Source organism: Niameybacter massiliensis (assembly GCF_001282685.1).
GTDB lineage: Bacteria > Bacillota > Clostridia > Lachnospirales > Cellulosilyticaceae > Holtiella > Holtiella tumoricola.
The window spans coordinates 2,588,103-2,600,276 of the sequence record NZ_LN875035.1; the positions used below are offsets into that span (position 1 = coordinate 2,588,103).

General features: G+C 36.8%; 9 protein-coding genes. All 9 read right to left on the minus strand.

The features are described 5' to 3' along the window. Positions 1 to 11: 11 nt before the first annotated feature. The 9 genes from BN2390_RS17810 to BN2390_RS17850 all read right to left on the minus strand — a co-directional run bounded on the left by BN2390_RS17810 (position 12) and on the right by BN2390_RS17850 (position 11,509). Positions 12 to 1,784, minus strand: coding sequence for a heparinase II/III domain-containing protein (locus BN2390_RS17810; protein ID WP_053985656.1), 1,773 nt, complete (start codon positions 1,782 to 1,784; stop codon positions 12 to 14). An 8-nt stretch (positions 1,785 to 1,792) separates the two neighbouring features. Beyond that, entirely contained in the window at positions 1,793 to 3,409 is a 1,617-nt protein-coding gene (locus BN2390_RS17815; protein ID WP_053985657.1) for a response regulator, read from the minus strand. Next, the gene (locus BN2390_RS17820; RefSeq protein ID WP_053985658.1) at positions 3,391 to 5,190 is read right to left on the minus strand and encodes a sensor histidine kinase; all 1,800 of its coding nucleotides are present in this window, start codon (positions 5,188 to 5,190) and stop codon (positions 3,391 to 3,393) included. Before BN2390_RS17820 ends, BN2390_RS17815 begins: the two co-directional genes overlap by 19 nt. 39 nt (positions 5,191 to 5,229) lie before the next feature. Then, complete coding sequence (locus BN2390_RS17825; protein ID WP_053985659.1) at positions 5,230 to 6,381, minus strand: glycoside hydrolase family 88 protein; 1,152 nt, start codon at positions 6,379 to 6,381, stop codon at positions 5,230 to 5,232. A gap of 13 nt (positions 6,382 to 6,394) precedes the next feature. Continuing rightward, on the minus strand, positions 6,395 to 7,225 hold the full coding sequence (locus tag BN2390_RS17830) for a carbohydrate ABC transporter permease (RefSeq protein ID WP_053985660.1): 831 nt from the start codon (positions 7,223 to 7,225) through the stop codon (positions 6,395 to 6,397). A gap of 11 nt (positions 7,226 to 7,236) precedes the next feature. Then, complete coding sequence (locus BN2390_RS17835; RefSeq protein WP_053985661.1) at positions 7,237 to 8,142, minus strand: carbohydrate ABC transporter permease; 906 nt, start codon at positions 8,140 to 8,142, stop codon at positions 7,237 to 7,239. An 87-nt stretch (positions 8,143 to 8,229) separates the two neighbouring features. Further along, positions 8,230 to 9,570: an ABC transporter substrate-binding protein gene (locus BN2390_RS17840; protein WP_053985662.1), complete on the minus strand. Its 1,341-nt coding sequence runs from the start codon at positions 9,568 to 9,570 to the stop codon at positions 8,230 to 8,232. Between the two features lie 189 nt (positions 9,571 to 9,759). Further along, complete coding sequence (locus BN2390_RS17845) at positions 9,760 to 10,782, minus strand: sugar kinase (RefSeq protein ID WP_053985663.1); 1,023 nt, start codon at positions 10,780 to 10,782, stop codon at positions 9,760 to 9,762. A gap of 67 nt (positions 10,783 to 10,849) precedes the next feature. Next, positions 10,850 to 11,509, minus strand: coding sequence for a bifunctional 4-hydroxy-2-oxoglutarate aldolase/2-dehydro-3-deoxy-phosphogluconate aldolase (locus BN2390_RS17850; protein ID WP_242847694.1), 660 nt, complete (start codon positions 11,507 to 11,509; stop codon positions 10,850 to 10,852). Positions 11,510 to 12,174 lie beyond the last annotated feature (665 nt).

Here is a 12,174-nt window from a genome sequence, read left to right on the forward strand (position 1 = left end):
CTAAAATCCACTTACCTTATTCGTATTTCACAACCTATATGTTGTGCCTTATCTTTTCTACAAGCTTGTAAGATATAAGCTGTGCACATTTTCATTTTATGATTTTCATAGTTTTCTTCTAATACTTCTAAAGCATATGTCTCATCAAATGAAAGGGTTAGGACTTCTTCCCCATTTTTGATGTATGCACACGTTCCTTCTATTGTAATCGGTGAATGACTGACAAAACGTTCTGCTACTGTACCTGCCTTCTGGAAGTCAAAAACATCTTCAAGTAAGATACATTCTTTCTCTTTATCATGCTTCAAAGTACGCCTAAAGGATTCCAGCTGCATGACTGGATAGCACGATTTCAATTCTGTTTGAAATACATCCAACTTTCCATCTACATCCCCTAATCTTACTTCAATCACTTCTGCCCTATAAGCCTCACCTGAGCATTGTTCCATGTCTTCTATAAGTGGTACATTATGACTTTTAGAGCGGTTCACAAAAATTTCATATCGCTTATCTGAGAAATACTCAGCTGTATAGACGCCTGCACCTAAATCCTCTAGCATAGGCACACCATTTTTATAAAGGATAAAGGAACCGCAATCATTGTGATTGTGACTTTCTCCATTGTGTCCACCTTTTGCTACAAGGATAAAAGGATCCCCATAAGATAAGAACCATTGTGCCCCAGGCAACCAAAGTGACTGTTTCTTCTCTTCCTGCCATACAAAATCACGGTCATACCAGATGATATCTCGTAGTGCCAAGCAAAACCGGTAACATGAATCTTCTAGAACATCTTGAGCATAAGCTATAGGTGGAAGCTGCACTTCTTGATAGCACTTTTTAAGATACATGGATAATCCCAGTCGGTATCTTCCTTCATCCCTACCATCAGCAAAACTAATGGTATGATTCTCTACGAGATAATAAGCTTGTTGGTTCAGTGCTATCTGCTTTACCTTCTCATCTTGGAACAGGTCAATGACGCCACCTGTTCTTTCTTTCAAATAGTCTGCACAACATACAAAGAATCCAAAACCATAAGTCCAGTAGTCTACCCCTTCTACACATACGCCATCTTCTCCAAAGGATTGTAAGTAGACTTCTAAACAGGAAAGTACTCTATGTAAGAAGTTCGTAAGCTGCTCTTCATCTTCAAGCATCAAAATCCCTATACATCCTATGGCACCGCCACATACAGATGCCCAGTTATTCTCCATCACTTCAAAGCGATAAAAATTGTTGCCATCTAGGAAAGGTGCTATCATACGTTTATGTAGTTGTACTCTTACATACTCTGCACATTTCTTATCCAAATAGGGCTCACACATACGCAAAGCTTCTACAAGTGCAAAGCCTGTTTCAGTTGCAAACAAATCAATCAGTTCATCGTATGTCTCCATAGGTACATCATTACCTGCTCGATCCATAAAATGTGCAGGTAATGCCCACATAGGCTCACAGCAAATACTCCACAAAATATTTTGTAGCTTTTCTTTATAATGAGTATTTTCTGGCTCTCTCCATAGCAACAAACTATATATTAAAAGCTTTTTACGCTTAGCATAATACACTTCTTGATAGGTATTTCTATCACCTGTTTCCCAGTAGAGCTTGAATTTGTCATAACTTAATTCTTGAATACCCTCAACTTTATCTGCCTCTACTTCTAAAAGTCTAAATTGCTCTTTAATATAGGGGATTTGGTCATAGGCATGATTGTATGTCACGTAAAAAGATAATGGCTTTCCAGATGCTATGCCTTTTAAAAGTGTGCTTTTATTCATAACTTCTTCTACCTACCTCTTACTTTATTTTGATATTCCTTAGGTGTTCTACCAATATAACGTTTGAATACTTTTGTAAAATAGTACGCATTTTCAAAACTTAACAAATAAGAAATCTCATAAATCTTGTAATTGCCTTCACGAATGAGTTCACAGGCTTTATGCATCTTCACTTCATTAATATAATCTACTAAATTTTGATTGCAGTGCTTCTTAAACAAGGCTGATAAATAGCTAGGTGACATATTCACATAATCTGCAAGATCTTGTAACATTAATTTTTCTGTAGCATGGGCTACAACATAGTTCTTAACTCTTTCCATAACCTCAAAGTGACTGCCTGTCAGTTGCTCTAATTGCCAAATCACTTGTTCTGCAAACCCCCTTACCCACTTTTGTAGCTGACTAAAGGTAAGCATTTCACTAATGGTTTGTATCATCTTCGATAAGTCTACAAAATAGGCATTCATCCCATCTTCTGGTAAGAGTGGTACAAGGACTGCATAAACCGTACTATATAAGTCAATACAACTTCTAATTTCAACAACTGGATTATGGGGAGTGCTTCCAAACTTCTCCTCTATCTTTGCAAAAGTCGCCTTGCACGCTGCCACATCCTTTAATCTAATAGCTATAACCAATTTATTAATCTCTGGCGTAAGACTGATATCTTTGTATACCGTTTCACCTATTTGCTTATAATAGACAAGCTCAGGCTCATGGCAATAATAATATTCAAGTAATTGGTCTATTTGACGCAAACCATGAAAAATATCTTTTTCTTTCAATACATCACTTACTAGCAAAGAAATTTTGGTTGCTGTTGCATTAGAAGATGCAAGAAGGAATTTATTATAAAAGGTCTCTATATGCTCTTTAAATGTCACTTCATCTACATCCCAAACGAAGATTTGAAACTTTTGATAGGCGCTATCTGATGCCACTAAAAAATAATGATTAAAAAGCTTAGGCAAAATTGTTTCTAATAGTTCCTGCTCCCATCCAAAGATACGCTCTCTATCAAAGGCTGATGTATTTTGAGCCTTAGGGAGAATAGAATAATCAAGCACTACTTCTAATAATGCAAACCTATCTAAAATATGATGGGCTTCTAGAAGCTTATAGCCTTCACTATTTCTATTTCTTATTTTTCTTTCTAAGAGTTTTTTGAGACACCCTTGTATGATTTTATGATTATCTTCTTCTATGACTTCATTGGCTAAGTCTATCTTGGCCATCTTGTTTCTTTTATCACATTCTAGAATGGCACTTTGGATTGCCTTTTCTAAGACTTCTGGTTCTAATTGTGTCTTTAATAAATAATCCACAGCTTTATAACGGAGAGATTCACGGGCCATATCAAACTCTTGATGATTGGTCAACATTACAAATACTGGTTGATGTTGCCTGTGGGTGACTTCTTTAAGTACTTCTAGCCCTGAAAGGATAGGCATATTAATGTCACATAAAACAATATCAGGTTTTTCAACCTCTATGATTTCAAGGGCTTGCTTGCCATTTCTTGCTGTATTTTGAATATCACAATCAAGCTTATGCCAATCTAGCAAAAACTTGATGCCTGAAAGTACTAGAGGTTCATCATCTACTAATAAGACTTTATACATTCATCTCTCTCCTTTCTTATCTTAACCGTTATTTTTGTATAGTGATCTACTTCACTTTCTACAAATAAGCCGCATGCCTTACCATAGATAAGCTTAAGACGTCTATTCACATTGGAAACGCCTATGCCACTCATTGTATTTCTACCTACTTGTTTTTTGTCTGCAAGTAAGTGTTGTACCTGCTCCTCATTCATTCCAACTCCATTATCTTCTACATCTATATAAAGGTACGTTTCATCTTCACGGGCACTGATGCGGATTGTACCTATCCTTCCCGAAGGCTCTATGCCATGGAAAATAGCATTTTCTACAACAGGTTGCAACGTCATTTTAACAATACGATACTGCAAAAATGCCTCTTCAATATCATTCTTATATTCAAAGGTCTCTGCATAGCGAATACTTTGTATGGTAATATAGTCCTTGAGTAAACTTAGTTCATCTTCTAGAAGAATTTTATCCGATACACCTTTTGCCATATTTTTAAGTAGATTTGATAAACTCCTTGTAATATTACTAATCCCTGGTGCTTTTTGTATAACAGCCATCCAATGAATGGAATCTAATGTATTGTATAAGAAATGTGGATTGACTTGGGCTTGCAATAAGGCCATCTCGATTTTATTTTGCTCCTCATTTTTACGTATAATTTCATTCATTAAGTTCGATACACTTTGAACCATTTCATTGACTAATCGCCCTATTTCCCCTATTTCATCTTGAGTTCTCTCAATTTCTGGATCATAAGAAAAATCATTTTCAGCTATTTTTTGAATACGTCTACTTAGCCTACTAATAGGTCTTGTAACCCATCTACTTACCATAATGATAATGGCACATGTAATCACCGCACTTAATACAAGTACAACAATCAATGTATAAAGCATCTCATTCTCTTTCATGGAAAGCTCTGTAATATCAATAAAATTGTAGAGTGATACATTGGTTCCATCTATTGCTTTTTTATGTACTTTATATCTTGCTTTATCAAAGACTATTGCTTCTTTGTCCGATTCTTCCATAAGCTTGATCAAAAGGGACTCATTCATATTGTCTGTTATCCAATTATCTTGGTCTTTCTCATTGCGCACTACTGTATAATTAAGAGGACTATGTGCCACTAAGATGTCTTTTATAATACTGCTATCCACTTCCATATAAAGATAGCCATTTTCCTTCCTATCTGAAAAAGAACTTACTTTAAATAGTACCGAGAAACTATCCTTTGCATAAGGTGTAATAGACTCCCCTAGTGTGAACACCCCAAATTTATTTGTCTCTTCTTGATTCCTATCAAGCTTTTTCTCAACAATCTGCTCCACATCTTCTAAGTAAGCCATATGATTGCCTACTGCCTGCACTACAACCCCTTGCTGATTAAAAACAAGTATTTTATTGACATACTTCTTCATCTTTGTTGTCGACAGTAAATCATTCATTACATTTTGAGCTTGTAAAAGGACCTTTTTATCTTCCACCGTTTTTACTTCTTGAATTTTCATCGCTTTCATTACATCATAGTGATTGGCACAATTAATTCCTGTATTAAAAAGTGCTTGAAAAGGTTCTTCTAGTTGAACGGTCAAATTTTCCATATAAATGTTATTAATTTTGTCCGCCTTCTCAACAATAATCCCATTTAAATAAGAGAATAGATAGAGATAGCCACATGTACTCACGCTAATCACACATAACATTGAGTAAAATACCATTTTGAAGCGAATGCTTCTAGGATTCCATATGCCCATTATTTTTCTCCGATCTACTCTCTTCTTTTTCATAATTTTCCCCCTTATTCGTCTTTTCTTTATGGTAACATATTACCAATAAGGGTTCCATCGTTTTGTCATACGAATAAGGGCTTCTAGGTAAAAATAATCGCCCCATGTATTGCATTCATCTACGCCCCTATCTTTTGGAATAGGATTGTAAGGACTATTCTTTGCATAAACACCATGTAAAAGTAAGCCATTGCTTTCCTTCACATCTTTGACCGCATAGCTTTCAATGAGGCTCTTTAACATATACCAAGCGGCTTCTTGGTAATATTCTCGCTTTGTCTCCTCTAAATTAGGTAACATTTCCAAAATGCCACATACTGCAATAGCTGCTGCAGAGGAATCTTTCGGTTCACCTGAGCCTTCTTCAAACTCCAAATCCCAGTAAGGCACATGATCTCTAGGTAACTTTTCAATGAAGAACCTTGTAATCTTCTCAAAGAGTTCAATACATACAGGATCTTGTGTATAACGATAAGCAAGTGCTGTACCGTATACCCCCCACGCTTGCCCCCTTGCCCATGCCGAACCATCTCTATAACCTTGGTGTGTCACACCTCTTACAGGCTCTCCTGTATTTTTATCAAAGAAGTACGTATGATAGGTTGAGCAATCCAGCCTAATGAGATTTTGCAAGCTTGTTGTCGTATGCTTCCTAGCAATTTGGGCATACTTATCATCCCCTGTGACTTCACTTGCCCAATAGAGTAGAGGTAAATTCAGTAGACAGTCAATAATCAAGCGGTAATTATTTTCTACCCCTAACGCTCCCCATGCTTGAAGGAACTGTCCCTTTTCTTGGAATCTTGCAATCAGATTGTCTGCTGCTAATAATGCAGCCTCTTTACCTGTTTCATCCCCAATAAGTTTGTAGGCTGCTACACAACTGGGTGTATATAAAAAGCCCATATCATGATGGTTCACATCTATCTTTTTTTGTATTCTTTCCAAAAAGCTTTCTACTTGAATCAGTGCCGCTTCTTTAAAGGCTTCATCTTGTGTGTATTCATACGCAAGCCAATATTCTCCTGTGCAAAAACCTGTTGTCCATTCAACATTTGCTGCCTGCTTATAAAATTGGTTTACACTATTTGAATCTTGAAAAGAATACGTAAAGTCTTTCAGGTTCGTTTTCAAACACCTTACTGCACACTCTAATGCTTGTTCTAACAATTCTTTATGTAATGTCTCCATCCCCTCATCCTCTCTATCCCTTTAATCCACTTGTTGCAATACCCTCTACAAAGAATCTTTGGAAGGCCAGATAAATAACAAATACTGGAACCAGCGCAACAACACTGGCTGCCATAATCAAGTTATACTCTGCTGAGTATTGGCTAATAAACATACGAATCCCTAGTTGTATGGTTTTTACCTTTGTTGAGTTAAAGTAGATCATAGGCCCCATAAAGTCATTCCATACAGTTACAAAACTAAAAATGGTTAAACTTGCAAGGGCTGGTTTGGATAAAGGTAAGATGATACGTGTATAAATACCATATTCTGAAAGTCCATCAATACGGGCAGCTTCTAGAAGATCCTCTGGGATACTTTGATAAAATTGACGTAATAAGAACACACCAAATGCAGTAAAGCTTTGTAACAAAATAATGGACCAGTGTGTATCTACGAGATGTAGCTTATTCATCATAATATATTGAGGCAACATATACACTTGCCATGGGATAGCAATGGTAATAATGTAGCATAAGAATAAGGTATCTCTTCCCCTAAATTTACACTTAGAAAAACCATAAGCTGCAAAACTAGAAGTTGCTAACTGAATAAGGGTAACAATGACCGTAATTTTTACACTATTAAATGTAAAAAGCGCTAACGGTATCTTCTCCCATATTTTTGCATAGTTACTCCATTGTGGGTCTTGTGGAATCCATTGAATCGGTACACTAAACACTTGGCTTTCTAACTTTAAAGAAGCAGAAAGCATCCATATCAATGGTAACAAAGTTACAAATGCTATAATGCTCAGCAACATATAAAGCGCTACTTTTCCAAATTTATCTTTTACTATAGACATGTGGCTTCCTCCTACATAAAGTCATTAAATTTTTTCTCAAAACGGAATTGTATAATCGTAATGGTTCCTACTATTAAGAATAAAACCATTGAAGCCGCACTGGCTGTTCCGTAGTTCCAAGATACAAAGGACTGATCATAAATAAAGTTTGCAAGCATCTTCGTTGCAATCCCTGGTCCTCCGTCTGTTAAGACAAAGATCAAATCAAATACTTTAAAACTGTTGATGGTGAGCATCATAAATACAAAGAAATGTGAAGGTGTAAGCATTGGGAAGGTTATACGCCAAAACTGTTGCCATTTGTTAGCCCCATCAATTTGCGCTGCTTCATATAAAGAAGATGGTACATCTTGTAAGGCTGCTAAATAAATAATCATAAAGTAGCCCATGTTCTTCCACACACTTACAATAATAACCCCAACCATAGCCCATTCTACAGAAGCGAACCATCCAGGTGGATTAGCAACCCCTACAAATTGTAAGAAGGCATTAACAGGCCCTGAATCTTTCATAAACATAGCATTCCATACAGCCCCTACTGCTACGATGGATGCGACATAAGGAAAGAATACGGCACTTCTAAAAAAATTAATTCCTTTTATTTTTCTATTTAATAAAAGTGCTAAACCTAAAGCTGTTACCATACTAAAGAACACAGTAAAGACAGTATAAACAATAGTATGCTGTAAAGCTGGAAGGAAAACTCGATTTTTGAAAATCGCTACAAAATTACTTAGACCAGCAAACTTGATTGCATTAAAACCATCCCACTCAGCAAAACTTAAAATAAACGAAAAAATAACTGGAATTAATATAAAACATAAAAATCCTAAAAAGTTCGGTAAGATGAAGGACATGCCAACAAGGGTATTACGTGTATTCATTTTCATCTGCTTTTTATGACGTGATGTTTGCATCAGATAGCCTCCTTTTATCTAAAATTAAAGGCAGGCTTAGATTTTTAAGCCTTTCATTCTCCTAAGCCTGCCTGACTGTCTTATTGGTTATTTTCCTTGAATTTCTTTAGAACGTTCTGCCATTGTGGCAAGCCCTTCATCTACACTTGCTTCTCCAAGCATAATCATAGAATGCTCTTCACCCATCATGCCATTGACTTCTGCAACTTTATCAGCCATTGGTCTATCAAAACTAATATTTTTCACTGCAAGTGCTTCTAATACACCCTCTGGCATTCCTTCTAAGTTTGCAATGGCTTGTAAAGCTTCTTGATTTGAACGTCCAGGGATTGCACCTGCTTCAGCATAAAGTTTGGCACATTCTTCACCAGTCATAAATTTAATAAATTCCCATGTTGCATCTTGCTTATCGGTTGCAGCATTCATAACAAGTGGTGTTGCTGAACCTACTGTATAGCCTGCTTCTACGTCATTGGCGTGTGGTAATGTGGCTACGCCCCAGTTTACACTACTTTCTCCAGCTTGAATTTTACTAATAATTGTTGTCATAAACCATGAACCCATAGGCATCATCCCTACATTACCTGTTAAGAATGGACTAGAGTAATGGATATTACCTGTTTTTAAAGTAGCATAATCCATAATGGTTTTATCATCATTTTGCATACGTAAAACCATTTCATAGTAAGGTTTTAAGAAGGTATAATCTGTATCCATAATGGTATGTTTGCCATCTTGTACGCCCCAGTTTGCAACACATGCTTGCCATGTATGAATGAGTGCACCATATTTCTTATCGGCACCTTCTCCTGTTGTAATCTTCTTAGCTGTTTCTTCAAATTCTTCCCAAGTCATATCATTTGAAGGGTAGCTAACACCCGCTGCGTCAAAGATATCTTTATTATAATAAAGAACATAGTAATCTGTACGTGCTGGTAAACCTACAATTTCACCACTTGGCATAGTAAAGTTATTGGCAAGTCCGTTGTAAGCCTCTAAATCGATACTATCCTTTTCGATGTAAGCTTTAAGATCTGCTATTTGCCCTTTGTCAAATAAGCTCTTTGTTGTGTCGGCATCTTTAATCCAGAAAGCATCCAGTTCACTGCCACCATTTAACATAACACTTAATTTTTGTGTATAGTCTGCACTTGCAATATCAATAATTTCTACCTTAATATTTGGATTTTGTTCTTCAAAAGCTTTAACTGAGCTTGTAATCCCTGGGTTGGCTGCTAAGTCCCATGTAGAGACTTTAAGGGTTACATTTTCTTGTGCTTTTGGTTCTTCCTTCTTATCTGCTGTTTGTGTTTGATTAGCAGTTTCCACATTGCCTGTTTGGGCTGTTTGTGTGCTCGCACATCCTGTAAACATCCCCATAGCCATTGTTGCAGCAAGTGATAACACTGTAAACTTTCTTAATTTCATATTATCCGCCCCTTCTCTTTGTTCCATAATTTTTTAAATTTACTACACTTGTTTGTGTTTTTATTGTACGTTATTTTGTACTTATAAAAAATAAACTTTTTTTATGGAATCTATTACTTTTTTATACTCATATAAAAAAAGTAATACTTTTTTTATGAAGTATTACTTTTTTACGAAAAAAGGTACGATTTATCGTTTCATTTCACTATGGTAACCTGTATTTTCATGATCTTTAATAATATCTTCAATTTCCTCTAAATTGAGAGAAGGCATATCTCCTGGGATGGTATTTTTGACTGCACTATAGGCATTTCCATATTTTAAAGCTTTTTGGCAATTACCCTTTTCAGATAATAGACCATATAATGCTCCTGCAACATATGCATCTCCACTACCAATACGATCAATCACTTCAATATTGTGATAGCCTTCCTCCTCATAATAAACATCTGCTTTAGCATCATAGATTACTGAAGAGAAACTGTGCTTTTTAGGACTATGTACCACGCGCTTAGTCGATGCCATAACAGAAATTGGATAATCCTTAGCAAAGCTCTTCATCATTGCTCTCATATCACCTTCCTTGCCAAAGGTAAGTCTAGCCGTATCCTCAGAACAGAAGAAAATATCTACATAAGGTAAGATTTGTTCAATGTATTTTTTTGCTTCTTCACCTGTCCATAAGTTGCCTCTAAAGTTTACATCAAAAGAAATAAGAGCACCTTGTGCTTTAAAGCGCTTGATAAGTTCAATCGTTGTGTTTCTACTTACTTCGCCTAGTGCTAGAGTAATCCCTGATGTGTGGAAGCATCTTGTACTTTTATAAATTGCTGGATCAAAATCGCTACATTCCACTCTAGTCATAGAAGTATGCTTTCTATCGTAGACAACCCCTGGTTTTCTAGGATAAGCACCCTTTTCATAATAATAAATACCAAGTCTTGCCTCTTCGCTCTTGTCATAGGCTAAGTAGGTGTCACTCACCCCACAAAAGCGCATACTATTTCGGGCAAATAATCCGATACTAGTCTCTGGAATTTTGGAGAGCATCCCTGTTTGTAAGCCTAAAAGGGAAACACCTGATGCTACGTTTAACTCTGCACCCCCTATTTGTTTTTCTAATAGATTGCCGCGTACAAGTCTTTCTTCTCCTGGTGGTGATAATCTTAATAAGATTTCTCCTAACGCTAATAAATCAAATGGTTTTTCCATTGTTACTTCCCCCTGCATATGCTTAATATGATTGATATAATCGAGAGCATTCACTGACTAAAACAATCTATGCTCTAACACTTTGCACAAGTGCACTGACTGCTTTACACTTCTTGGTAATGTCTTCAAAGTTCCCATCGCAGATGTCTTGCTCCTTCACCATCCAGCTTCCACCACACGCTAAGATTTTGTCCGATTTCAAATATGCCTCTACATTTTGCAGATTAATCCCACCTGTTGGCATAAATTTAAGCTTCGTATACGCAGCACCCATTGCCTGGATCATTGGTAGCCCACCTGAAGGCTCGGCAGGGAAGAATTTAACCACTTCAAGCCCTAGTTCTAGTGCTTGCTCAATTTCACTTGGAGTGACAACACCTGGTATAATAGGGATCCCCTTTTCTTGACAGTAGCGCACCACCTTAGAGTTTAAGCCAGGGCTTACAATAAACTTCGCCCCCGCATCCACTGCACGGTCTACTTGCTCTGTTGTGAGTACGGTACCTGCACCCACTAATAATTCTTTATAAGCCTCACTCATCTGGCGAATGGTTCCTTCTGCCGCATCCGTTCTAAAAGTCACTTCTACTGCCAATAGTCCTCCATCACAAAGCGCCTTTGCTAATGGCATTGCATCCTTTTCATCATGTATAACGACTACAGGTATAATCCCTATATTTTCTAATTTCTTCATCATCAAATCCATCACACATTTCCTACTTTCCATATGTATTTATCAACACTATAAAATAAATCAGAGTTCTTTATATTCTTAGTCTAGCATGCATTTTTTTCTATTTCTTGGCGTATATTCTATAAAATATGGTTTTTCTTGAAGTGTCTTATTAAGGTCATGCTATCTTATCTAACCTATATACAATCTTTTTTATTTTTTTATGAAAAATGCGACGAATTTTAACCTTCTGCGGTGTATGTATATATATAAGGCAAAACAAATTGCCTTATACGGTATCTGATGGGGCAAGTCCTAGGCTCCTTGAATCTAAGATACCTCTCTAAGATGAGCAAGTAACTTAAGTTCCCCTCCTCCCTAGACTTAATGGTACATCTCCTCTTAGAATCCCAGCTCTGTCGGTGGTGGCAACCCCAGAATGCTGGTCAATCTTTATAACTAAATAGTGGCTTCCGCCTTTCAAATCCTTTGTTCAACTACTAAGTTACACTAGCTCTTAGGAACGTATGAGGTAAATCTAGCGTACAGACAGCTGGCCTTGGACACCTGGCATGATACATCCAATTGGGGATCCCTTTCACTGCAGGCACACCAACCCAAGCTCCCTGTAGCCTGGTAAATCCAAGAGGACTTCGCTAATGCTAGCTTTACTTAGAACCTACGCAAAGGACCACTCTAGGAAGTCACTTACACGTTAT